25 protein-coding genes are annotated in these 23,251 nt (G+C 60.6%); 13 read left to right on the top strand and 12 right to left on the bottom strand.

Translation table 11 applies throughout. The features are described 5' to 3' along the window. Positions 1-11: 11 nt before the first annotated feature. From ACRAWE_RS15245 to ACRAWE_RS15230, 4 genes are all read right to left on the bottom strand, one after another. A complete protein-coding gene (locus tag ACRAWE_RS15245; protein ID WP_432525542.1) occupies positions 12-1,187 on the bottom strand; it encodes a hypothetical protein in 1,176 nt (391 codons plus the stop codon). Further along, complete coding sequence (locus tag ACRAWE_RS15240; protein WP_432525541.1) at positions 1,184-2,470, bottom strand: hypothetical protein; 1,287 nt, start codon at positions 2,468-2,470, stop codon at positions 1,184-1,186. The genes ACRAWE_RS15245 and ACRAWE_RS15240 overlap by 4 nt, the downstream gene beginning before the upstream one ends. Before the next feature lie 53 nt (positions 2,471-2,523). After that, positions 2,524-3,048 (bottom strand): cytochrome b561, encoded by a 525-nt coding sequence (cybB, locus tag ACRAWE_RS15235; protein ID WP_154747807.1) that lies wholly within the window; start codon positions 3,046-3,048, stop codon positions 2,524-2,526. 276 nt (positions 3,049-3,324) lie between these two features. Then, positions 3,325-4,926, bottom strand: coding sequence for an ABC transporter substrate-binding protein (locus tag ACRAWE_RS15230; RefSeq protein ID WP_019454282.1), 1,602 nt, complete (start codon positions 4,924-4,926; stop codon positions 3,325-3,327). 174 nt (positions 4,927-5,100) lie between these two features. On the opposite strand from ACRAWE_RS15230, the gene ACRAWE_RS15225 reads away from it, so the two are divergent. After that, on the top strand, positions 5,101-5,682 hold the full coding sequence (locus tag ACRAWE_RS15225; RefSeq protein WP_019454281.1) for a flavin reductase family protein: 582 nt from the start codon (positions 5,101-5,103) through the stop codon (positions 5,680-5,682). Here the strand turns inward: ACRAWE_RS15225 and ACRAWE_RS15220 are convergent. Then, positions 5,679-6,059, bottom strand: a complete 381-nt coding sequence (locus ACRAWE_RS15220) for a winged helix-turn-helix transcriptional regulator (protein ID WP_063918802.1) — start codon at positions 6,057-6,059, stop codon at positions 5,679-5,681. The two genes, ACRAWE_RS15225 and ACRAWE_RS15220, sit on opposite strands and share 4 nt — an antisense overlap. Before the next feature lie 84 nt (positions 6,060-6,143). On the opposite strand from ACRAWE_RS15220, the gene ACRAWE_RS15215 reads away from it, so the two are divergent. Next, complete coding sequence (locus tag ACRAWE_RS15215; protein ID WP_432525540.1) at positions 6,144-6,911, top strand: NAD(P)H-dependent oxidoreductase; 768 nt, start codon at positions 6,144-6,146, stop codon at positions 6,909-6,911. Here the strand turns inward: ACRAWE_RS15215 and ACRAWE_RS15210 are convergent. Beyond that, entirely contained in the window at positions 6,908-7,156 is a 249-nt protein-coding gene (locus ACRAWE_RS15210) for a hypothetical protein (RefSeq protein ID WP_019454278.1), read from the bottom strand. The genes ACRAWE_RS15215 and ACRAWE_RS15210 overlap by 4 nt on opposite strands. A 195-nt stretch (positions 7,157-7,351) precedes the next feature. On the opposite strand from ACRAWE_RS15210, the gene ACRAWE_RS15205 reads away from it, so the two are divergent. Together ACRAWE_RS15205 and ACRAWE_RS15200 are read left to right on the top strand one after the other, a co-directional pair. Further along, positions 7,352-7,756, top strand: a complete 405-nt coding sequence (locus tag ACRAWE_RS15205; RefSeq protein ID WP_019454277.1) for an Exc2 family lipoprotein — start codon at positions 7,352-7,354, stop codon at positions 7,754-7,756. 108 nt (positions 7,757-7,864) lie between these two features. Continuing rightward, positions 7,865-8,506 carry a protein disulfide oxidoreductase DsbA gene (locus ACRAWE_RS15200; RefSeq protein WP_019454276.1) on the top strand — a complete coding sequence of 214 codons (642 nt, stop codon included), beginning with the start codon at positions 7,865-7,867 and terminating at the stop codon, positions 8,504-8,506. Positions 8,507-8,541: 35 nt separating this feature from the next. Here ACRAWE_RS15200 and ACRAWE_RS15195 read toward each other — a convergent pair whose 3' ends face one another. Continuing rightward, entirely contained in the window at positions 8,542-9,264 is a 723-nt protein-coding gene (locus ACRAWE_RS15195) for an acid phosphatase (RefSeq protein ID WP_432525539.1), read from the bottom strand. Positions 9,265-9,489: 225 nt separating this feature from the next. Here ACRAWE_RS15195 and feaR point away from each other — a divergent pair, with 225 nt between their 5' ends. Next, on the top strand, positions 9,490-10,389 hold the full coding sequence (feaR, locus tag ACRAWE_RS15190) for a transcriptional regulator FeaR (RefSeq protein ID WP_019454274.1): 900 nt from the start codon (positions 9,490-9,492) through the stop codon (positions 10,387-10,389). Positions 10,390-10,422: 33 nt separating this feature from the next. Here the strand turns inward: feaR and ACRAWE_RS15185 are convergent, their stop codons facing one another. Both ACRAWE_RS15185 and leuE read right to left on the bottom strand, forming a co-directional pair. Next, positions 10,423-11,922: an aldehyde dehydrogenase family protein gene (locus ACRAWE_RS15185; RefSeq protein ID WP_019454273.1), complete on the bottom strand. Its 1,500-nt coding sequence runs from the start codon at positions 11,920-11,922 to the stop codon at positions 10,423-10,425. Between the two features lie 159 nt (positions 11,923-12,081). Beyond that, entirely contained in the window at positions 12,082-12,720 is a 639-nt protein-coding gene (gene leuE / locus ACRAWE_RS15180) for a leucine efflux protein LeuE (protein WP_016928933.1), read from the bottom strand. Positions 12,721-12,956: 236 nt separating this feature from the next. On the opposite strand from leuE, the gene ada reads away from it, so the two are divergent. Beyond that, complete coding sequence (gene ada, locus ACRAWE_RS15175) at positions 12,957-14,012, top strand: bifunctional DNA-binding transcriptional regulator/O6-methylguanine-DNA methyltransferase Ada (protein WP_432525591.1); 1,056 nt, start codon at positions 12,957-12,959, stop codon at positions 14,010-14,012. Continuing rightward, the gene (locus ACRAWE_RS15170; RefSeq protein WP_432525538.1) at positions 14,009-14,722 is read left to right on the top strand and encodes a 2OG-Fe(II) oxygenase; all 714 of its coding nucleotides are present in this window, start codon (positions 14,009-14,011) and stop codon (positions 14,720-14,722) included. The genes ada and ACRAWE_RS15170 overlap by 4 nt, the downstream gene beginning before the upstream one ends. Here the strand turns inward: ACRAWE_RS15170 and tehB are convergent. Next, a complete protein-coding gene (gene tehB, locus ACRAWE_RS15165; RefSeq protein ID WP_063918806.1) occupies positions 14,717-15,580 on the bottom strand; it encodes an SAM-dependent methyltransferase TehB in 864 nt (287 codons plus the stop codon). The two genes, ACRAWE_RS15170 and tehB, sit on opposite strands and share 6 nt — an antisense overlap. Positions 15,581-15,759: 179 nt before the next feature. Here tehB and ACRAWE_RS15160 point away from each other — a divergent pair, with 179 nt between their 5' ends. After that, positions 15,760-16,866 carry a DUF1615 domain-containing protein gene (locus ACRAWE_RS15160; protein WP_063918807.1) on the top strand — a complete coding sequence of 369 codons (1,107 nt, stop codon included), beginning with the start codon at positions 15,760-15,762 and terminating at the stop codon, positions 16,864-16,866. An 11-nt stretch (positions 16,867-16,877) separates the two neighbouring features. Here ACRAWE_RS15160 and ACRAWE_RS15155 read toward each other — a convergent pair whose 3' ends face one another. Further along, on the bottom strand, positions 16,878-17,720 hold the full coding sequence (locus tag ACRAWE_RS15155; RefSeq protein WP_432525536.1) for an alpha/beta fold hydrolase: 843 nt from the start codon (positions 17,718-17,720) through the stop codon (positions 16,878-16,880). A 106-nt stretch (positions 17,721-17,826) separates the two neighbouring features. Here ACRAWE_RS15155 and ACRAWE_RS15150 point away from each other — a divergent pair, with 106 nt between their 5' ends. Then, on the top strand, positions 17,827-18,699 hold the full coding sequence (locus ACRAWE_RS15150) for a LysR family transcriptional regulator (RefSeq protein ID WP_432525535.1): 873 nt from the start codon (positions 17,827-17,829) through the stop codon (positions 18,697-18,699). 19 nt (positions 18,700-18,718) lie between these two features. Here ACRAWE_RS15150 and ACRAWE_RS15145 read toward each other — a convergent pair whose 3' ends face one another. Beyond that, complete coding sequence (locus ACRAWE_RS15145; RefSeq protein ID WP_154747776.1) at positions 18,719-20,398, bottom strand: alpha-keto acid decarboxylase family protein; 1,680 nt, start codon at positions 20,396-20,398, stop codon at positions 18,719-18,721. A gap of 675 nt (positions 20,399-21,073) precedes the next feature. On the opposite strand from ACRAWE_RS15145, the gene ACRAWE_RS15140 reads away from it, so the two are divergent. From ACRAWE_RS15140 to ACRAWE_RS15125, 4 genes are all read left to right on the top strand, one after another. Beyond that, positions 21,074-21,502, top strand: coding sequence for a universal stress protein (locus ACRAWE_RS15140; protein WP_019454264.1), 429 nt, complete (start codon positions 21,074-21,076; stop codon positions 21,500-21,502). Positions 21,503-21,709: 207 nt separating this feature from the next. Then, positions 21,710-22,300 carry a lipid IV(A) palmitoyltransferase PagP gene (gene pagP / locus ACRAWE_RS15135; protein WP_025160075.1) on the top strand — a complete coding sequence of 197 codons (591 nt, stop codon included), beginning with the start codon at positions 21,710-21,712 and terminating at the stop codon, positions 22,298-22,300. Positions 22,301-22,426: 126 nt separating this feature from the next. Beyond that, positions 22,427-22,918: a DUF2501 domain-containing protein gene (locus tag ACRAWE_RS15130; RefSeq protein ID WP_063918811.1), complete on the top strand. Its 492-nt coding sequence runs from the start codon at positions 22,427-22,429 to the stop codon at positions 22,916-22,918. Positions 22,919-22,971: 53 nt separating this feature from the next. Continuing rightward, positions 22,972-23,235 (top strand): putative hemolysin, encoded by a 264-nt coding sequence (locus tag ACRAWE_RS15125; protein WP_019454261.1) that lies wholly within the window; start codon positions 22,972-22,974, stop codon positions 23,233-23,235. Positions 23,236-23,251: the final 16 nt, after the last annotated feature.

Genomic DNA, 23,251 nt, shown 5'->3' with positions numbered 1-23,251 from the left:
GTTCCTCATGTTCACGGCGTGGTGGCGCGGTAGCGAACGAAGTAAGGCAGCGCCGGGGTATCCCGGGCGTCGTCGTAGTGGCTTTCCGGTTCGATCACGGTCTGGCGTGCGTCGTCGCGCCCGTTGTAGCGGTACTCCAACGATTGCCGGTAGCGCACGTCGGATGAGCACAGATCGAAAATCAGCGAGAGACGCGCATCGCCGTTATCCGTTTGGGCAACCAGCTTGTCGTTGCCCGCCCACAGCTGATACAGCGATTTATCGCCATTTTCCAGCAGTGCCGTCAGCTGCCCATCGGGCTGATAGCGCAGGAGCTGATACAGCCCTCTGTCCAGCGTCTGCGCGATCAGGTAGATGCCGCCATCCGGGGCCTGCGCGCTTTCGTTCACGCGCACCAGCAGCCAATGCCATTCAGTCATCTCGCCGGTTTTGCCGTTAACGGCGATGTGCAACGCGCCGGATCCGAGCACCGGGTTCATCCAGAACAGCACGCGATCGCCATCAACGGCGGTAAAGATCTCGGGCATGGATTTGCGAGCAGCTTTGCCGAAACGCGTCGATGACTCTTCCTCGCCGCGCTCAAAGCCCAGCAGCTGCCGCTCGTCCAGCAGTGCCGGCAGATTCAGCGTCTGTCGCCAATGGGCGCCGAAGTCCGGGCTGTAGAAAATGCCCTCGGTACTGATGAAATACAGCGCGCGTTTTCCCGGCAGCGCCACCAGTTTGCCGCCGATCAAGGACGGGAGATTGTCATCGCCTTCCGCCCAGGGGAGCAGCGGTCCGATGGTGCCCCGCTGCACATCGACCAGCCGGCGCCCTTTGGACAGAAAAAGCACGCACTCTTGCGCGCTGCAAACCGCATCGTGGATCGATTCGTCGAGCTCCCCCAGCATTTGCAATCCCTTTGGGCCGACGAACAGCACCTGGCTGAGGTAGTTGGCCGCCCAGCCGTAAAAGCTGTTGTAGGCGCTGGTCTCACTTCTTTTGCTGGTGAGCAGCAGAGTGCCGTCCTGTGCCGGGTAGCTGTGGATGAGATCGTAGCGGGCTATCGTCGGTAACGCCTCGTCGCCCTGGGTCCATTGCCACTGTGCGTAGCGTTGCTCAGGGGCGAGGAAATAAAAGCCCAGCGCGCTGGCCAAAAACAGCGTCAGGATGAGAAGAGGTCTTTTATAAAGCGCTAACGTCATCATTTCAGCTCCGTCACCTGTTCCTGCCGCCATAGCCTGCGGCGCAGAGTGCGCAGGTATTTGAACGTCTTAAACGTGCGGTGCTGGTCAAAAGCGTAGAGGCGGCAGATCTGGGCTAAGCCCTCGATCAGCAGCGCCAGGCCGCTGACCATCAGCATCATCAGCAGCAGAATCGGCGGCAATTCGCTGCCGAGGCGCTTCAGGGTCCAGGCATCCAGGTGAAAGCCGGCAGGGGTATCGGCGTTATCCCACACTATCAGGGCGAGCATAATGCACATCATGATCGCGCCGAGAATGAAGACGGCGCGTGCGCACAGGTTAAGGCCGGCTTCGGTGAAGTAGCGATTGCCGCCGATGAGATAGGTCTGGCGGTCGCGGTGATTGATGATTCCACGCACCTTGGGCAACTCGGGAATGACGTCATTCTCGCAGTACAACACCTGCAGCGGGTCGCCTTTGGCGATGAAAAGCGGATGTTGCCGACGAAATACCGGATGCAGTTTGGTATTGGGGACGTTGAGCGCTCGGGTCGTCAACGCGAAGTGCGTATCCTTCTGACGCCACGCATAAGTGTCCAAATACTGTACCTGCCGCGGGAGCTCATATTGGCAGAGTTCGTAGCTCAGGGCGTTGACCGTCTCGATGCCGGAGGCCTCGACGCCGTTCGGAAGGGGAGGCGCGGTCTGCAGCGGTGCGGTCGTCGGCACGGTGTCTGCGCGGGCGGCCCGGTATTTGATGCCGGGGATTTTCAGGCTGAGTGAGCCGGGCGGCGTGACGTCTTGCCCCTGCAGCACGCGATCCAGCGCCCTGAGCAGGCGCCTGCGGCCGCGGTGCCCGATCAGCAGCAGCTCTGAACCGACGAACAACACCATGCCGACACCGATAAGGCCGGCGATGATGGCGATAAAGAACAGGACGATGGTCAGCCAGGAGTCTTCCCGGTCCATGATGAAAAAGCCCGCCGGGAAACCGCCGGCCAGCACGATGCCCAGCAACAGTAGGGCAAAGTATTTCAGCTTGTATTTCAGCGTTCTGTCGGGCTCCAGCCGGCCTTTCGTGCCGTGCAGCAGCCAGTGCAGCCAGTAGCTGCCGTCCCGCAGGCGGTGAGCGCCGATCTTCACCCGATCGCCGGCGGCGAGCGTGGCCAGCAGGTTTTCACTGTCGCTGAAGTCGTCGCGATAAAAAAAGAACGTTTGGCCGGAAGCGATAAGCCTCACCAGGTTGTCGGGCGCCGTCTGTTGGCAGGCGCATTGCTCGACGGTCACATGAAAAAATTGGGTTTGCATGTCATTCCCTGTCAGCGGGCGTGGCCCGAAAATTCATCCCTGGCGCCGGGTATTCAGCGCTTTTTCATCAACGGCAGCATGCGCACCAGCGCATTGTCCTTGACGATGTAGTGGTGGAACAGCGCGGCGGCGGCATGCAGGCCGATCAGCCAGTAGCCGAATGACGCCAGCGTTTTGTGCCAGCCGATAATCATCCGCGCCTGCGGCCGATCGGCCACCTCGGCGAACGGCATCGGCAGGCCGAACAGGTACCACTCTTTGCCGCCCAGATAGCGCGAATACACTCCCAGTACCGGTAGCGTCAACAGCAGCAGGTAAATCAGGGTATGCGTCAGATGCGCCAGGCCGGTTTGCCACTTCGGCGGTTTGGGCGTGATAGCGGGCGAGGCGTGACGCCAGCGCAGGAACAGGCGGGCGATCATCAGCGCAAACACCGTCACGCCGCAGCTGAAGTGGGTGACGACCAGCACGTACCACGGCGCGCTGCCCGGCTCGGCAAAGCCCCGCAGCTCGATGGCGGCGCAGGTGATGACCAGCAGGATCGCCACCAGCCAGTGCAGGCGGATTTGCCACGGCATGTAGGTGTTTGGCACCGGGTTACCTTCTGATGTTAAAGGGTCTGTACGCCGATGGTAACGAAATGTTACAGGCGAGGAAAGCGCCTGCATGCAGTTTAAGCAAAATGCCAGGGGGATAGGCTTATTAAGCTATGAATTTAGTGGGTTAAGTGCCTGGCGACAGGGGAGACAGTTAGCATCGTAAGTTGTGAAGTTAATGCGCGGTAGGTTCAGAGGCTGGCAGCTTATTAAGCGATGAGACGGGGGGCGCCGCAGCCCCGCTGCGGCGCCCTGGGGTCAGTTTAATTTGGCCTTGGCGAAATCGCTGCCGTTCACGTCCACCACATAGCCGCTCAGGTTGCTGCGGGTGGCGTAGAACACCTTGCCGGTGGCCAACGGCAGCCACGGCGCCTGTTTGGCGAAGATCACCTGCGCCTGTTGATACAGCTTGGCGCGCGCCTGCGGCTGGTTTTCCTGGATCGCCTGCTGGATCAGTTTGTCGTAATCCTTATCGCACCAGCGCGCCACGTTGGCGCCGCTCTGCACGCCGGCGCAGCCGAGCAGGGTGGCGAAGTTATCCGGATCGCCGTTGTCCGACACCCAGCCGTAAAGCGCGCTCTGCTGTTCACCTTTGCGCAGCCCGGCCAGATACTGGCCCCACTCCCAGGTGACGATCTTGGCCTTCACGCCCACCTTCGCCCAGTCGCTCTGAATCATCTCGGCGATGCGCTTCGAGTTCGGGTTGTAGGGGCGCTGTACCGGCATCGACCAGATGTCGGTCTCAAAGCCCTGCTCCAGCCCGGCCTGCTTCAGCAGTTCGCGCGCCTTCTGCGGATCGTAGGCGTACTCCGGCAGTTTATCGTTGTAGCCCAGCATGCCCGGCGGCAGCAGCGAATTGGCCGGGGTGCCGCTGTCTTTGAACACGGCGGCGACGATCGCTTTCTTGTCTACCGCGTAGCTCAGCGCCTGGCGCACCAGCAGGTTGTCGAACGGTTTTTTCTGGGTGTTGAACGCCAGATAGCCGACGTTCAGCCCGGTAATATCGTGCAGCTGCAGGTTGCTGTCGGCCTTGATGGCGGCGAATTGTTCCGGCAGCGGTGCCGGGATGATCTGGCATTCGTTGGTTTTCAGCTTGGCCAGCCGGGTTTGCGGATCCGGCGTAATGGAGAAGATCAGGTGCTTGCTGGCCACTTCGCCCTGCCAGTAGTGCGGGTTGGCGATGTAGCGGATCAGCGAATCCTGCTTGTACTGCTGCAGCGCGAACGGCCCGGTGCCGATCGGCCAGTTGTCGACGTATTCCGGCGTGCCCTTTTTCAACATCGCGTCGGCGTACTCGGCGGACAGGATCGAGGCGAAATCCATCGCCCAATCGGCGACGAAGGCGGCGTTGGGCTGGCTCAGCGTGAAGCGCACGTGATGCTCGTCCACCGCTTCCACCTTGGTGATCAGTTTATCCAGCCCCATGTCGGTGAAGTATTCATAGTTGCCGCCGGAAACCTTGTGGTAGGGGTTAGCGGGATCCTTCTGCCGCATTACGGTGAACACCACGTCTTCGGCATTGAAGTCGCGCGTTGGGGTGAAGTATTTGTTGCTGTTGAATTTCACCCCCTGGCGCAGGGTGAAGGTGTAGGTCTTGCCGTCTGGGCTGACGCTCCACTCGGTGGCCAGCGAAGGAGCGGGCGTTTTATCGCTTTCACGCAGCGTTACCAGCCGGTTGTACAGCACCTGTGAGGTGGCGATAAAGGTCGGCCCGGAGCTGGAAAGCTGTGGGTTGAACGATTCCGGCGAGGCGACGGTGCAGTACACCAGCGCATCGGAAGCGGCCAGCGCGCCGCCCGCCGACAACAGGCCGCAGCCGGCCAGCGCCAATCCGGCGATAGGGTGTTTTAAAAACGTCAAGGCAAGATCCTCAGGTGGAATGGGCCGTTACCGGCGAATTGATTTAACTATAGATAATGGATGGCGAGACGGGGAACAAGCCTCTCATCTGCGCATTCTGTGCGCCCCGCATTGCTTGCCTTTACGGCGTAGATCTACACTGCGGGACAATCACTCACTCGCAAGGATTTCCCGATGAGCCACTTTCGCCCTGTCGCCCTCGAACACGCCAGCCGCCTGCTGAACCACGGGCCGACGGTCTTGATCACCAGTCGCAGCCGCGACGGTGCCAAACGCAACGTGATGGCCGCCGCCTGGTCGATGCCGGTGGAGTTCAGCCCACCGCGCATCGCCATCGTGGTCGATAAAGGCGCACACAGTCGGCAGATGATCGAAGAGAGCGGCGCATTCGGTATTTGCGTGCCGGCGGCGATGTTCATCGACGCCACCTACGCGGTCGGCAGCGTGTCCGGGCTGGACGACGACAAGTTCTCCCGCTTCCACATCGCCGCAGCGCCGAGCGCCACGCTGCAGGTGCCGCTGATCGAACAGGGCTGCGTGGCGTGGCTGGAGTGTCGGTTGCTGCCGGAAAGCGGCGCGCAGGAAAAATACGACACCTGTTTCGGTGAGGTGCTGAGCGCGGCGGCGGACGAACGGGTATTCCAACAGGGGCGCTGGCACTTCACCGCCGCCAATGCGGATCTGCACACCATTCATCATCTGGGGGCGGGCAATTTCGTGCGCAGCGGCGAGACGCTGCGGGCCAAACCGCTTTAATCGGCCTTGCGCCTGCGGTCAGCATCATAGCGCTCGCGGGCGGCGTCCAGCTCGGGGAAATGGTATTCCGCCCACTTATCCAGCGCCGCCAGCGTCTCGACCAGCGAGCAGGCGACGGCGCTGAGCCGGTATTCCACATGCGACTGATTCTTTTCACTTAAATCCAGCCGTTCGAGCAGCCCATTGCGTTCCAATTGACGCAGCGTTTGTGTCAGCACCTTCTGCGAAATGCCGTCGATGCGGCGCAGCAGCTCGCCGTTGCGCATCGGGCGTTGTGCCAGCGCAGGCAGGATCAGCATCACCCACTTGCCGGAAATCAGCGCCAGCGCATCGCGCGCGGAACACTTGCTCGAATAGACGTCGCCGGGATAAGCCATTGGGGGTTACCTTCAGGTGCGTAATTGCCAAGGGGGTGAGAAAGCCACAGCATAACAGCACCACCTTACAACGGGAGAAACAGGATGAACGTGCTGATTGTGCTGGCTCACCCCGAGCCGCATTCTTTCAATGCTCATTTGGCTGAACAGGCGCGGCAGGCCTGGCTGACGCAGGGGCACCAGGTGAAGACGGTCGATCTGTATCAGGAGGGGTTTGATCCGCGCGAGGGCGCCGGCCACTACCCCAGCAGAAAGCAGGCGGACAGATTTGATGCGATGCAGGAGCAGCGCCATCACTGGACGATCCAGGCGCTGCCGGCGGAGATCCGGCGACATATCGAGCTGCTGCGCTGGGCGGATACGCTGGTACTGCAGTTTCCTTTCTGGTGGTTCGGCGCGCCGGCCATCATCAAGGGCTGGATGGATCGGGTGTTCGTTTACGGCGGGATCTACGACAGCCGCCACCGCCATGAGAACGGCGTGATGCGCGGCAAGCGGGCGCTGCTGACCGTCACCGCCGGCGCTTCCGCTCAGGCCTGTGCGCCGGACGGGCGCGACGGCGATATGCGGCTGATGCTGTGGCCAATCATGCATGCGCTGCACTATATCGGCTTTAGCGTGCTGGAGCCGTTCCTGGTCTATGGCGTGCGCGGCGGGTTGACGGACGAGGCTCTGCAGGCGCAGAACGCCGCTTTGGTGCAGGTGACGCAGGCGTATCGGGACGGTTTGAACGCGTTTCCCGCCTGGCCGGCGGTGCCGTTCAACCGCAATGACGATTTTGACGCCGATCTGGCGCTGAAACCCGATGCGCCGGTCTACAGCCCGTTCGTGCGGCACCGCGATCCGGATTAAAACCCGGCCTTCAGCAGCTCCTCGCGCAAATCGTCGATAATCGCCGGTTCGATGTCGGGGAACTGCTGCTGAATATCGGCGATGGCTTCGGCCACGCTGGGGCCGGCGAAGGTGCCGGAGAAGGGCAGCAGCGGCAGATTGGCGTCGCTGTCCGGCAGTTCACCGCGGATCGTGCCGGTGATCATGCCCGCTTTTTTTTCCGCCGTGAGGTCGTACTCTCCCACGTTTTTGTCGATCGGTTTCATTGGCCACCTCGCTGTCGGTGAGTGTTTTGCCCTGTCTGTTAAAGCATAGTGTTTCAGGCAATGAATACCAATCAATGTATATAATATTAATATAAAACAATAAGATGACTCTCTCCTGCCGTTTGACGTTCGCGGGCGTTCAGCGCTATGCTCGTGGCGCTGAAGGAACTTTCCTCACTGACAGGGATAGACGATATGAAAAGACTGAAAAGCGCGGCGCTGTTGCTGCCGCTGTTGGCGCTCAGCGCCTGCACCCAGCATCTCAGCAGCGCCGAGCTGCATGCCAAGCACTACATTTATCAAACCCGCGACGACTTCGAGCCGGGGTTCCGCACCGACGTGAACGGCAGCATTAAAAACGCCGTGCCGATGTTCGAACAATTCTACCAAATGGGGAAAAAGGATCGCGCGGCGGGCGTGGCGCGCAGTGAAGCGCAGAAAAAAGCCGACTATCTGGCCAGCCCGGAATTCCAGCAGAACATGGAACACAAAACCATCTTCATCAACCGCGCCTACAGCGGCTCCGACAATCCTAAACGTCGTCAGGTGCTCTCGCAGGAGGCGGTAGGCGCCTATTGGGACGGCTACGAAGGGCGCTGAACATAATCCCTCACAAATAGAAGGTAATAAAAACTGGTCTTCTGGCGGTTATTTGATTATAAAAACCGCCGCTAAGGACGATGTTCATAGATGAAACCAGGAGTGTTTATGTTGGCAAAAGTTAAGCGTTCGTTCGCCGCCGCCGTCGTATTGATGTTGGCGTTACCCGCGGTTCAGGCCGCGGATTACCGTGCGGGCGAGCAATACACCCGGCTGGATAAGCCGGTGGCCACCGCGCCGGCGGTGGTGGAATTTTTCTCCTTCTACTGCGGCCCTTGCTATCAGTTCGCCGAAACCTATCGCGTAGGCAGCACTGTCGCGCAGGCGCTGCCCGCCGGCGAGAAGCTGACCAAATATCACGTCAGCCTGATGGGCAAACTGGGCAATGAGCTGACCGAGGCCTGGGCGGTGGCGACGGTGCTGGGCGTGGAAGACAAGATTGAAGGGCCGATGTTCGAAGCGGTGCAGAAACAGCGCGCCGTCAACGGCGCCGAGGATATTCAGCGGGTGTTCACGGCGGCCGGCATCGATGCCGCCACCTACGAAAACGCGCGCCACAGCCTGCTGGTCAAAGGATTGATCGCCAAGCAGAACGAAGCGGTGAAAGCGTTCGAGGTGCGCGGCACCCCGTCGTTCTACGTGGCAGGCAAATACAAGATAGACAATGCCGGCATGGCCAGCACCAGCGTTGAAGGCTACGCCAAAGAGTATGCGGCGGTGGTGCGTTACCTGTTGGACAAACAGCCGTAAACCGGGCCGCCTGGGCCCGGTGTTAGCCGCCGGGTCTATTTCGCCGCGGGCAAATCCAACGCCTGACGCAGCTCGTCGCGCGCTTGCCGATACTGTTGCTGGAAATCCTGCTGCTGTGAAAGCTGCTGGCTGATCACGCTGCCGGCGATGCGGCCCATCTCGATATCGGAAGGGTAGTGAATGCCCGCCACTACCCGGTTGTCGCCGTATTGCCAGGCGCGCGTCATGATGGCGGCGCGCTTCTCCGGCACCATGTTGGCCAGGGTAATGCCCATCAGCGTGCCCAGCGTGGTGTGGCCGGAAGGCCAGGAGCCGGAGCTGGAGCGTTTGACGATCGGCTCGATGCGGCTGTCCAGCATATGCGGGCGCGGGCGCTTCCAGAAATCTTTCGCCGGATCGACCACCGCCGCTTCGGTAGCGACGATGCGATCGAAGAAGGCGCTCACGGCCGGCAACGCCTGGGCGTTGAACTTCGGCCCTATCACGTTGCTGTACACCCAAACGTTCTCTTCCGCATCCGCTTTGGCCTGGCTGGCCATCTCCAGCGTGCGTTTCTGTTGCATGTCGAGCACTTCCCGCAGTTCGCGCTGGGTCTGCGCCGAGTCGTTGGCCGGCGGCGGCGGCAGAATGTGGGTCAGATCCACCTGCTGCGCGGTGGTGAACGGTTGGGCTTCCTCTGCCGCCTGCGCGTGGAACGCGGCCAGCGCGCTGGCGGTAAACAAGCACAGCGCCAAAGCGGATTTTTGCAATGATTTCATCGGATCAGGTCCAGGGTGTCAAAGTGAAGGGAACAGCAGCCTTGTATCTTTGATGAGGGTTGTGATGATGCGATGACGGTTTCGTGGCGAATTGATGACAACGCGCCCGGTGAATTGTGATCGCGGCGCCAAATCCCCCGTTGATCATTGATTGTGTGTTAACGGATTGTTATGGTGTTTTTCTGTTCAACGGCGCAGCGCTGCTGCTGTTCGAAGGGAGAGATCATGACGGCATTGGCAACGCTCCGGGACGCCGGCTTCGAAGAGTGGCTGGGGAAAATCAACACCGCCTGCGGCAGGTTCTGCGCGAAAACGCTGGGGCCGGGCTTCAGCGGAGCGATGCAGGAATTCCGAGCCCATGCGCTGCGTCTGAGCGTGGTCGATGTGTCCCAGGCCCGGCTGTACCGAACGCCGCGCGAGATCGCCCGCAGCGACGGCGCGCACTTTTTTACCGTTTTCCAGCTGCGCGGCAGCGCGTTGATGGAGCAGGGCGACCGCCAGACGGTGCTCTCTCCCGGCGATATGACGCTGATTGACGCCTCACAGCCCAGCAGTTTTACCTTCCAGCGCGATTCGCGCCAAATTTCTTTGCTGTTGCCGCGCGGCTGCCTGCCGTTGCCGCCGCCGTGCGCACGGCGTCTGGGGGCGGAGCTCAGCGCGGTGCGTCTCAGCCGCCAACTGGTGCTGAGCAGCATGCAGGATCCGCTGCTCGCCGCGGCGGAAAGCGAAGCGGTGCTGAATGCATTGGCGGCGCTGCTGCGTCCGGCGCTGGCGCTCGAACAGGCGCGGCCGGAGGGGCCTCCGTCGGTTTTCGACAAGGCGTTGGCATTGATCGACAGGCATATCCAGTCGGCGCAGCTGCGCCCGGAATGGGTGGCGGCCGAGCTGGGAGTCTCGTTGCGCAGCCTGTATCGGCTGTTCGCCCGACAGGGGCTGGTGGTGGCGCAGTACATCAGGAACCGCCGGCTGGATCTGTGTGCGCAGGCGCTGCGCAGCGCCGCCGGTCAGGAGAAGTTGGCTGGCATCGGCCTCGACTGGGGCTTCACCGATCACAGCCATTTCTCGACCGCTTTCAAGCAGCGCTTTGGCATGTCGCCGAGCGAATACCGCCGGCAATATCAATAAGTCTGGGCGCGGGGCAGGCCCGCGCCGCTTCACTCAATAGCGGATGCAGACCGATTTCGATTCGGTGTAGGCGTCCAGCCAATCCGGGCCGAAATCGCGGCCGCTGCCCGACTGTTTAAACCCGCCGAACGGCATGTTCGGATCGATCAGCGTATGGGTGTTGACCCACACGGTGCCGGCCTGAATACGCGGCGTCAGCGCCATCGCTTTCTGCAGGCTGGTGGTCCACAGGCTGGCGGTCAGCCCGAAGTCGGTGTCGTTGGCCTTGCTCAGCGCCTCTTCGGCGCTCGCCACCCGGATCAGGTTGACCACCGGGCCAAACACTTCTTCGCGCGTCAGGTTCAACCGATCGTCCGGGTTGATCACCAGCGTCGGCGGAATGTAGAAGCCGTTGGCGTCCGGCCCGGCCGCGCCGCCGATGAGCTCGGCGTTTTTCGCCCGGGCGTCGTCCAGGTAGGCCGCCACCTTGTTGCGGTGCGCAAGCGACACCAGCGGGTTGATTTGCGCGCCGGCATCCATCCCCGGCCCGACCGACAGCGATTTCACCGCCTGTTCAAAACCGGCTACCAGCTGGTCGTAAATCGGCGCTTCGATATAAATCCGCGAGCTGGCGGCGCACACCTGCCCCTGGTTGAGGAAGCTGCCGAGCATCAGGCCTTCGATCACCTGCTGCGGATCGGCGTCTTTCAGTACGATAGCCGGGTTTTTGCCGCCCAACTCCAGCGTCACGCGGGTCAGGCGATCCGCCGCGGCGCGCGCAATGCTTTTGCCGACCGGCGTGGAACCGGTAAAGCTGACTTTGGCGATCAGCGGATGTTCGGTCAGCGCCTTGCCGCACACGGTGCCGCGGCCGGTGACCACGTTGAACACACCCGGCGGTACGCCGGCCTCGCTCGCCAGCTCGGCCATGCGCAGCAGGGTGAGCGGGGTGGTTTCCGACGGTTTGATGACGATGGAGCAGCCCGCCGCCAGCGCCGGCATCACTTTCCACATGCCGATCATCAGCGGGAAGTTCCAGGGCACGATGCCGGCGACCACGCCAATCGGCTCTTTGCGGGTATAAACCTGATATTTGGCGCCCGGCGGAATCGGAATGGACACGTCCAGCGTCTGGCCGGTGATTTTGGTCGCCAGCCCGGCGGTGTAACGCATCCAATTCAGGGTGTTGCCGACTTCTAAGCCGCGGGCGATGTTGATCGATTTGCCCTGTTCCAGGGTTTCGAGCTGCGCCAGCTCTTCGGCATGCTGCTCCACCAGATCGGCGAAGCGCAGCAGGATGCGCTCGCGCTCTACCGGCAGGCGCTGCGCCCAGACGCCTTCGCTGAAGGCTTTATGGGCGGACTGCACCGCCAGTGCGACGTCGTGTTCATTGGCGTCGGCGGTCGTGGCGATCTGCTGGCCATTGGCGGGGTTATACACCGCCAGGCGGCCTTCCGCGGCGGACGCGCGCCACTGGCCGTCGATATACAGCCCATGCTGACGATCGAGAAAACGCGATACGCTATCCAGCACGGCTACGGTATTGTCAGACATACATCCTCCGATCAGGCTCATCAGGTTAGGGTTAACCCTGAAAGTCTATATCAGCGGGAAAGCGGCGGCTTTGGTCTGCCTGACATTCGGTTTGCCCTGCGTGTCATTTTGCCGTGACGGACGAGTAAACTGCGGCCGGCGGGCGCCGGCCGAGAGGGATTACGAACTCAGCGTCGCCAGACGGGTGGCGAAACCGAGGAACAGCAGGCCGATCAGGCCATTGCCGAGCTTCGCCAGGCCTTTCTTGTGATTGAAGAAATGCGCCAGCATCGCGCCGGAGAAGATCAGCGTGCTCATGTAGATAAAGCTGACGGCTTCGAGGATCAGCGCCAGAATGGTGAACGACAGCCCGGTGTGTGCGTAGTTGAAGTCGATGAACTGCACGAAGAACGACACGTAAAACAGGATCGCTTTCGGGTTGGTCAGGCTCAGCGTCAGCGACTTGCGCAGAATGCTGTGGCCGCCTTCAATTTGCTGCTGTTGCGCCTGTGCCTTCTGCACGAAGGTGGCGTAGAGGATTTTTGCGCCGAGGAACAGCAGATAAATCGCGCCGAGAAAACGCACCAGGGTAAACAGGAACGGCGTGGTGCGGATCAGCGAAGCCACGCCGATATAGGCGCAGAAGATCAGGATCGCATCGCCGATAAACACGCCCAGTGCCGCGGTGTAGCCGGCGCGCACGCCGCGCGATACGCCGGTTTTCAGCACGTACAGCGTATTCGGCCCCGGCAGAATGATGATGAAGACCACCCCGGCCAAATAGGTCCATAAATTCAGGACGCCAAAACTCTCTAACACAATAACCTCTCCATGCGCGCAACTAACAGGCAAAAACACTGGCCACGCCCGTGGCCGGCCGAGATCCTAACGCCGTGCAAGCGGGTTGGCAACGTAATAAACTTCATGTTGTTGGTTAAAAATTGTCGAAAGATTGTTGAAAACGTCGCGCCGAATTAAAAAGCAAGAGTCGGCGTGTTTCGCTAACGGCCCGTCACTATGCTGGTTAACACCGAAACCGCAGTGAGGAACGGATGATGAAAAACTTAATCGACAGCGCCGATCCGCGCTGGCTGGCGATTGTCAGCCGCGACAAACACGCCGACGGCCGCTTTATCTACGCGGTGAAAACCACCGGCGTGTATTGCTCGCCTTCTTGCCCGTCACGCCAGCCGAATCGGCAAAACGTGGAGCTGTTCGACGACGCGGCGCAGGCGGAGGCTGCCGGCTATCGGCCGTGTAAACGCTGCCGACAGGGGCTAACGCCGCTGTCTGAGCAGCATGCGCAGCAGATCGCCGAGGCCTGCCGCTATATCGAACGAGCGGAGAAAGCGCCGTCGCTGCAGATACTGGCGCGCCACGTCGGGTTGAGCCAGTACCATTTTCACCGGCTGTTCAAGGCGATCACCGGCCTGACGCCGAAAGGCTATGCCGACGCGCAGCGCAGCCAGCGGTTGCGCTGCGGTCTTAAGCAGCAGGAGACGGTGACCGACGCGATATTCGACGCCGGCTATGGCGCCAATGGCCGCTTTTACCAGCAAGCCAACGCCGCGCTGGGCATGACACCGAAAGCCTACCGGGCGGGCGGCAAAGGCATGCGCATCCATTTCGCCGTCGGGCGCTGTTCGCTGGGCGAGATCCTGGCGGCGCAAAGCGAAGTCGGCATCTGCGCCATTTTGCTGGGGGACGATGCGCAGCAGCTGGTACAGGATCTGCAGGACAAATTCCCCAACGCCGAACTGATCGGCGGGGACGCGCAGTATGAAACGCTGATGGCGCAGGTGGTGGGCCTGATCGAAGCGCCGGAGAGCGGGCTGGCGCTGCCGCTGGATATTCGCGGCACTGTATTCCAACAGCGAGTCTGGCGGGCGCTGCAGACGATACCGGTCGGTGAAACCGTCAGCTACGCCGATATCGCCCGGCGCATCGGCGCGCCGAAGGCGGTGCGCGCAGTAGCCGGCGCCTGCGCCGCCAACATGCTGGCGGTGGCGATCCCCTGCCACCGGGTGGTGCGCAACGACGGCGCCTTGTCCGGTTATCGCTGGGGCGTCGAGCGCAAGCAAGCCTTGCTGGAAAAAGAGGCGCAGCGATGAGCGGCGCGCTGGCGGCGCGGTTGGTCGAATTGGACTGGTCGGCGATCGAACGCGAACTTGATGCGCAGGGAAGCGCGCGCCTGCCGGGCGTGCTCAGCGCCGAACTGTGCCGGCAATTGGCGGCGCTTTATCCGCATGGCGAACATTTTCGCAGCCGCATCGTCATGGCGCGTCACGGTTTTGGCCGCGGCGAGTACCAGTATTTTGCGTATCCGTTACCGCCCCCGGTGGCCGAAGCGCGCAGCCTGCTGTACGCGCGGTTGGCGCCGTTGGCCAATCGTTGGAATGCCATGCTGGGTCTGGAGACGCGTTATCCCGCCGAACACGAGGCCTACCTGGCTGAATGCCATCAGGCCGGCCAGCGGCGGCCAACGCCGCTGCTGTTGCGTTACACGGAGGGGGCTTACAACTGTTTGCATCAGGATTTGTACGGCGAACGGGTGTTTCCGCTGCAGGTGGCGTTCCTGCTTTCCGCCCCCGGGCAAGACTTCACCGGCGGCGAGTTTGTGCTGACCGAGCAACGGCCACGCATGCAGAGCCGGCCGGAGGTGGTGCCCTTGCAGCAGGGGGACGCGGTGGTGTTCGCGGTGCACCATCGGCCGGTGGCCGGGGCGAGAGGCTACTATCGGGTCAATCTGCGCCACGGCGTCAGCCGGATACGCACCGGGCAACGCTACACGCTAGGGGTGATCTTTCACGACGCGTTATAGCTTGCGCGCCAGCAGGGTGGCGAAGCGCAGCGAGATGCGGTTGCCGGCGGCATCGGTCTTGTGCAGTTGCCCGACGTCCTCGTTGTATTTGAGGATCTGCCAGTCGCGATAATAGTGCTTCAGCTCGCCCGGCTTGAAGGTGAACGGGAACGGCAGCGGGCAGGGATAATCCTCGGTATCCATCGCCGCCACGATCAGGTTATGGCCGCCGGGCACGGTGCTGTCCTGCATGTTTTGCACGATATGCGGGATCTGCTGACGCTCGAGGAACATCAACACCACGGTGGACAGGATGAAGTCATACTCGCCGCTGAAGCGGTGGATATTGAGATCCTGCACCCTGGCGCTCAGGCGGGTCAATTGCTCGGCGTCGATGATCTGGTTGAGGCGCGCTATCGACGGCGCGTGCTTGTCCCAGGCGGTGACGTCGAAGCCTTTCAGATTGAGATAGAGCGAGTTGCGCCCGCCGCCGCAGCCCAGATCCAGCGCCTTGCCCGGCGCGATGCGTGCCGCCGCCTCGATCACTTCGGAATGGGTGCGCGTCAGTTGGTATTTCTTGTGGTAGTACTCTTCCGGCGAGCAGTAAAACGCCAGCCGACAGGTCATGTCGTCCGAGAAGGAAACGATGCGATGCCACTGCTGCGGTTCGATAAACGGCGGCTGGCTTTCGGGGCTGAACTGCCAGGTCTCGGTGGTGGCGCCATCCTCGGTCATCATGGCGAACGTCAGGCTGCCGCTCAGCACGGTGAGTTTCGCCCAGGTGCCGCTCTGGGTGTTGTGGCGCTGGCGAAAGGCTTCCGGCAGCGTGTCGCTGTTCCATTCCGGCAGGGTTTTATAGCAAAGCAGCTGCTGCTCCATAGGGGGGCTCCTCTGGCTGGGCGAGCAAAGTGATTTATATGATGCATATAAAATACATCTTTATCGGTCGTTTGAACATAGCGGCCTGACGGAAAGACGCGACGAGATCTTTATACTGGATTGTGCGCGGCGGCTGGGCTAATTTCAGTGCTGTTGATGTCATTACGTTCAGGGAAAAGATGCCGATACGCCGTTTATGCCACCCGATGCCCTTCCGTTTGCTGAGCCTGGCCGCGCTGCTGGCGCTGGCGGGCTGTACCAGTAAAACCACCACCACGGCGCCGGCGGCGCGCCCTGCCGACGTCAAAGCTCAACTGATGAAACTGATCCCGGCCAACGCCGGCGACCGTCAGGGCTGGGCCACCGATATCGCCGCCGCCTTCGCCGCGCAGGACATTGAACCGAGTAATGAAAACCTGTGCTCAGTGTTGGCGGTGACCGAACAGGAATCGACGTTCCAGGCCAACCCGCAAGTGCCGGGGCTGCCGAAGATCGCCTGGAAGGAGATCGACCGCCGCGCCGATCAGATGCACATCCCGAACTTTTTGGTGCATACCGCGTTGAAGATCTCGTCGTCGAACGGCCAGAGTTACAGCGAGCGGTTGGATAAGGTGCGCACCGAGAAGGATCTGAGCGATATTTTCGATGACATGATTGACCGCGTGCCGATGGGGCAGAAGCTGTTTGGCCATTTGAACCCGGTGCATACCGGCGGCCCGATGCAGGTGAGCGTCGCCTTCGCCGAGGCGCACGCCAAAGGATACCCTTATCCGGTAGACGGCTCTATTCGCCGCGAAGTCTTCAGCCGACGCGGCGGCATGTATTTCGGCATTATGCATTTGCTGGGATATCCGGCCGATTACAGCCGGCCGATTTATCGCTTCGCCGACTTCAACGCCGGGTGGTACGCCAGCCGCAACGCGGCGTTCCAAAATGCGGTCAGCCGGGCGAGCGCCATTCCGCTGGCGCTGGACGGCGATCTAATCGACTTCGGCAGCGACAAGCCCGGTGCCACCGAATTGGCGGTGCGCACACTCGGCAAGCGTCTTAACATGAGCGACAGCGCCATTCGCCGGGCGTTGGAGAAAGGCGATACCGCTGGCTTCGCCGACACCGACCTGTATAAGAAAGTCTATGCGTTGGCGGGCGGCAAACTGCCGCGCGAGATGCTGCCGGGCATCCAGCTGGAAAGCCCGAAAATCACCCGCAAGCTGACCACCGCCTGGTTCGCCAAGCGGGTGGACGAACGTCGCCAGCGCTGCATGGCGCGCGCCGGCGGCGGGTAACGGCTGCGCCGTCAGAGCGAGTGAATAAAGTCGATCACGGCTTGCGCCACCGCCTGTGGCGCATCCTCCATCAGAAAATGCCCGGCCTGGGGAAACACCTGCAACCTGGCGCCGGGAATATCGCTTTGCAACCGATGAGCGTAGCTGAGCGGTTGCCACTCGTCGTCGGCTCCCCACAGGATCTGCACCGGCAGGTGCAGCGCCGGCAAGCACTCGGAAAAATCGGCGGTATAACGGGCATCGTAGTGGGCGATCTGATGCCGGTAAAACGCCGGTTGACCGATGACGCCGACGATCGGCGTCAGATAGTGGCGTAGCAGTTCGCCCTCCATCAGCGTTTTGTCGAACACCGCCATTTTCAATTGCCGCGTCATCGCCTGTTCATGCTGTTCCGGCGCCATGACCGCATAGTGTTGATAATGGTCGCGCATGTCGCGCCAGGACGGCGAAGGCCAGGAATCGTAACTGCAGATGTCCGCGATGGTCAGCGAGCGAAAACGCGCGGCATGGCTGAAGGCCGCACGCAGCGACAGCGCGCCGCCGATGTCATGACCGAAGATGTGCGCCGTTTCCAGCTCCCAGTCATCCAGCAATGCGATCAGCAGTTCCGCCTGCGCGGCGATGGAGGTATCCGCCGTCAGCGGCCGCTCCGAGGCGCCGAACCCCAGCAGATCGTAGAGATGAACCCGAAATCCCGCCGCAATCAACGACGGCAGCAGGTGCCGCCAGACGATCGCGTGCGCTGGGGTGCCATGCACTAGCACCAGCGGTTCCCCCGCGCCGTGGACGCCGGCGGCGATGCGATGGCCGTTGATGATCCGGTGTTGGTTAAGCAGATCGGGAAAAGCATTCATGACGAATCTCCAGAGAAGGGATGTTTTTCTACCCTAACCGGCGCCTTTTCATGACGCCAATGACAAGTTATGGTGAGCTCATCCCAGTTTTGTCAATGGTGGAAACATGAACCAGCGTTTGTCGATAGATGCCTTGCGTGCGCTACTGTGCGTGATTGACACCGGCAGCATGACCCGAGCGGCGCAGCAGCTTAATCTCAGCCAGTCGGCGGTCAGTTGGAAAATCAAACGGCTGGAGGCGCAACTGGGGCGCACATTGCTGGATCGCCAGGGGGCGGCATTGGCCGTCACCGCAGACGGTGAAGTGTTGGCCGAACACGGGCGGCGCATTTTGAGTGCGCACGATCGGGCGCTGGCGCATTTTGCGCCTTCAGCCCTGCAGGGCGCGGTGCGGCTCGGCGCCACGGAGCAGACGCCGTTGCCGCCGTTGGCAGCCCTGTTGGCGGCGTTCAGCGATCGGCACCCGCAGGTTGACGTGCAGTTGGTTATCGGCCAAAGCCAGTCGCTGCGCCGCGGATTGGCACAGGGAGAACTCGACCTGATCCTGTACCAGAGGTTTGACGGCCCGCATGATGAGGCCGAGACGTTGCTCGGTAGGGAACGTTTGCATTGGTGTTCGTCGCCTGGCTGGCACTATCGGCAGGGGGAATCCATCAAATTGGTGAGCTACGGACCGGACTGTTTTTATCGTAGCCTGGCGGAACGGTTGCTGAGCACTGCAGGCATAGGCTGCAAAATAACTCTGGAATGCCCTTCAGTTACCGGGATGTTGACGGCGATTGCCGCCGGTATGGGGGTCGGCGTGCTCAATCAGCGATGTCTGGATCGACGAGTGCGAATCGATAGGACGCTGGAACGTTTGCTGCCGCTGCCGACGGTGGTGAATGCGCTGCGTATCGGGGAGGGCCCCCGGCGTTCGCTGGCGCAAACGCTGGGGAGCGAGATCGCGGCGGCGTTGCAAACCGATACCGCTTCCTGAGAAGCGGCACGGTAGCGCCTCAGGCACTGCGGCGTGGGTTGGTCAGGCCGAAGTTAAAGCTGTTGCAACGGTTGCAGAACTCTTTCATCACCGGCGGCGTGTCCATCATCGGCACTTTCACCTCGATAAACGCCAGCCGATCCTGCCGCGAGGCGTGTTCCAGCGCCATTTCCAGCTGTTGTGTGGTTTCCACCGCCACGCTGAACGGCTGCGCCTGGGTATTCAGCACCGCCGGCAGTTTGGCGTAGTCCCACGGGCTGATATCGTTGTAGGACGAGCTTTCGCCGAGGATATAGCGCTCGATGGTGTAGCCATCGTTGTTGATCAGAAAGATGATCGGCTTTTGATCGCAGCGCAGCAGGGTGGAGACTTCCTGGGCGGTGAGCTGGAAGGAGCCGTCGCCGATGAACAGCAGGTGTCGGCGCTCCGGGGCCGCCATCAGGGTGCCGAGCAGCGCCGGTAGGGTATAGCCGATCGAGCCCCAAATCGGTTGGTTGACCACCTTGACGCCGTCGGGCATGCGCATGCCGCCGATGGCGGCGCCCGAGGTGCCGTTTTCGACCACCACCACGTCATCCGCCCGGATGAAACGTTGGATCCGTTGCCACAGATAGGCCTGGTCGATGGGGGCGTCGCTCGGCGTCGCCAGCTTGTCACGCGGATCGGCCAGCGGCGGCAGGCGTTGCGCCGGCGCATCTTCGCTCAACTCCAGCAGCGCCTGCAGCAGATCCGCCGTCGATACCGCCGGGTAGGAGGTGTTGTCCAGTTTCATCGAGAACGGCTGAATGTCCACCTGAGCGGCGGCGGGAATTTGCTGCGAGAAATAACCGGTGGTGGAATCCACCAGACGCACGCCGAAGCTCAGCACGCAGTCTGAGTGGGCCATGCGGTCATACAGTTCGGGGCGCGACAGGTTGCCGCTGTAGCCGCCCATCCAACCGGCGGTGTTTTCCGGGATAATGCATTTGGCGGTTGGCATATTGGTCAGGGGAATGGCAAAGCGGTGAGCGACATCGATAACCAACTTCTGTAGCCGATAACGATCCACCATTTGGTCGACCAACATGATCGGGCGCTGCGCGCGTTTTATTTTGGTTAACAGCGCCATCGCCGCTAATTGCACATTGTATTTATCGCTGGCCGGCAACTGCGGTGCCTTCGCCGCTTCGGCGACTTCAATTTCGACATCGCAAATATCTGACGGCAGCTGTAAATACACCGGTTTCTTCTCTATCCAGGCGCGGGAAATAACGCGTGGGATTTCCTGCGCGGCATTTTCCGGCGTAATCAGAGCCTGAGCGACGGTGAATTGTTTAAAGCAGTTCATGACGTTGTCGAAATTGCCGTCGCCAAGGGTATGGTGTAAGAGCTGATGATTTTTCATCGCGTGCAGCGGCGGCGTGCCAGCGATGCAGATCACCGGCGAGGATTCGGCATAGGCCCCGGCAATGCCGGACAGCGCGGCCAGATCGCCGACGCCATAGGTGACGATCAGCGCGCCGGCGCCCTTCATCCGGGCGTAGCCGTCGGCGGCGTAGGAGGCGTTCAACTCATTGCAGTTGCCGACAAACGCCAGCCGTTCATCGCTTTCTAGCAGCTCCAGCAGGCTGAGGTTATAGTCGCCGGGCACGCCGTAAATGCGATCGACGTCCAGGGCGTGCAGCTGTTGCAGAATGAATGACCCGATAGTTATTTTCATTGATTGCTCCGGATTATTTATCTTTATTTTGTCAGGCGAAAATCAGCAAAAATAAATTGCTGGCGATGTTGTGTCGTTAGCATTAACAGTTATTTAAAGTGGCGGCTTGTTCAAGATAGGGGGAGCAGGCGATGAATAGGCGGTTTGTATTCGGCGCTTTACGCGATGGCTTTATGTATAAATAGTGTGGTTATTGTGTGTCAGGGCCGAGCGGTATTTTTCATTGACGGTATATCGGCGGAAAAATGGCGGCGTAGTGGCATTTGGCATGATGCAGGACGAATGATCCGGTACTTCTGACGCCGCGTAAAATCCCATTGGGCGCTGCAGCGCGTTTTGCCTGAGAAAGAAATGCATAACCTCACGTAAGGACGCATTTTGGTGATCCGCCGCACGCTTATTTCACGAAACCATTCCGTAACTATCCAAAAACAAAAATTTAACAATGAGGTTTTTTTATTCGGGCAGGGTTGTCAGTTTTGCTTTACGGATGCCGCAATGCGCGCGGCGTCGGGCCGGGGTAAAAATGTGCCGTCACGGGCGCTAATATAACGTGGCGGCCATCACATTCCGTGCGAACTGATACGTAAACTTTTCTCTACGTGCGCGCAGATGGCGTATACCTACCAGAGAGGGCGGCGCCCCAGGGGCACTGACCGGCGGGGAGAAAGAGCGATGAAAAGCTATCGACATATTCTGGTGCTGATTCATGATGAGCATGATGGGCTGCCATTGCTGCGTCAAACGGTGGCGATGGTGCGCGGGCTGCCTGTCGCCATCACCGTCGGCCACCTTAACGCCGACTACGCGGAGCTGGAATACGGCAGCGACGCGTTGGTCAAGGATCGTCAGGCGCAGGAAGTGATCGCCGCCAAGGCGATGCTGAGCCGGCTGGTGAGCGCCGTCGATGCGCCGGTTGCGGTTAAAGAGATCGTCACCATTCGGCGCTTTAAGGACGTGAGCGATTTTATTCGCCAGGCCGGTATCGATCTGGTGGTGGTCGGGCACCAAAACCGCCTGTTCGGTCTTTACTCCTCCTATTCCCTGGAGTTTGTGAACCGTCTCGATGTCGATGTGCTGGTCAAGCACCTTGCTCGTGAGTAGCGTGCGACAAAGCGGACTTTTCCCACGGTTTTGCCGCCCGAAAGGCGATAATATGCAGCTGCCGGTGCAAGCTGTTATAAACCAAAGTGAATTTTTCGGTGCTAAGCTTAACCAAAACACAACGGGCGTTGGATAAATTAGATACAGCTTGATCTTGCCTGGGCTATCGGTAAAAATCTGCGGCCGTATTTTTACAGGAGCTTTACGATGTTTCTCAAACGGACTCTTTTGGCATGTTCTCTGGCGTTGATATTTCCTGCACTGCCTTCTTACGCTGAGGTTAGTACAGAAAGTGGCAATACCGCGCAAGCTGAGAAACCGGGTCTATGGCAGCGTTTTACCCATAACGTGGCGGAGACCTGGAACAATTCGCCTAACCACGATCTCTATATCCCGGCCATCACCTGGCACAACCGTTGGACTTACGATGATGAACATATCGATAAGTACAACGAGCGCCCGTGGGGCGCCGGTTACGGCATCTCCCGCTACGACAGCGACGGTGACTGGCACGGCATCTACATCATGGCGTTCAAGGACTCCTTCAACAAATGGGAGCCGATCGGCGGCTACGCCTACGAGAAGATCTGGCGCCCGCTGGACGACAAGGATTTCCGCCTGGGGCTGGGCTTCACCGCCAGCGTCACCGCACGCGATAACTGGAAATACATTCCTATCCCGGCGCCGCTGCCGTTGGCCTCTATCGGCTATCAGCGGCTGACGTTCCAGGCGACCTACATTCCCGGCACCTATAACAACGGTAACGTGTTCTTCGCCTGGCTGCGCTGGCAGTTCTAAACTTCCTGGATTCCGAAAAACGGCGCGGCGGCGAGATAAAAGGAACTTGTCGCCGCCGGCGGCGTCGGAAAGGTATCCCGGCGCGCTGCGCCGATCGCATGCCGTTCTTACAGGAGTTTTACCACTATGATCACCAAACATCCTTTACTGCTGGCTTTGGCGCTGTCCGCGACCCTGGCCAGCGGCGCCACCCAGGCCGCCGGTCTGATGGATTCTCTCAGCAGCGCGGCGGGCGAACTGAGCAAATCGGGCGGCGACAGCGGCGGCGGCGGCATGTCGCTCTCCTCGTTGACCGGCCTGCTGAACGGTGGCGACAAAGCGTTGAGCTCCAGCAGCATGACCAACGCCGCCGGCATCCTGCAGTACTGCGTGAAAAACAACGTGCTGTCGGCTAACGGTGCCGAAGGGGTGAAAGATCAACTGCTCAGCAAGCTGGGCATCACCAGCACTGAAAACGCCAAGAGCCAGGATTATCAGCAGGGCCTGGGCGGCTTGCTGCAGACCGGGGAAGGCAAGAGCCTGGATCTGAACAGCCTGGGTACCTCGCAGATCACCGAGAAGGTGAAACAGAAAGCCTGCGATCTGGTGCTGAAACAGGGCAAATCCTTTATTTCATGATCAGCGAATGGCGGAGCGCGCTCCGCCGTTCGTTTTTTGCATAAGCTGGAAAAATGAAAAAAACGTTGATGCTTTCCCTGCTGGCAGGGATGACGATGTTGCAGGGGTGTTCCGTGAAATCCAACGATGCGCCGCCACCGCCGCAGGTGAAACCGATCGGCATGGCGAACCCGGCTGACGTGTATTGCACCAAAATCGGCGGCAAGCTGAACGCCAAAGAGAACGCGGCGGGCCAGTATTCCACCTGCACTTTGCCGAATGGGCAGGAAATAGAAAGCTGGGAGCTGTTCCGGCGCGATCATCCGGTGAAAAAGTAACCCGCGCGGCGCCGGT

The organism is Serratia sp. BFP-2025, from assembly GCF_050880365.1.
GTDB lineage: Bacteria > Pseudomonadota > Gammaproteobacteria > Enterobacterales > Enterobacteriaceae > Serratia > Serratia surfactantfaciens.
The sequence above is the reverse complement of the archived record's forward strand: the minus strand, read 5'-3'. Positions and strand labels throughout refer to the sequence as shown.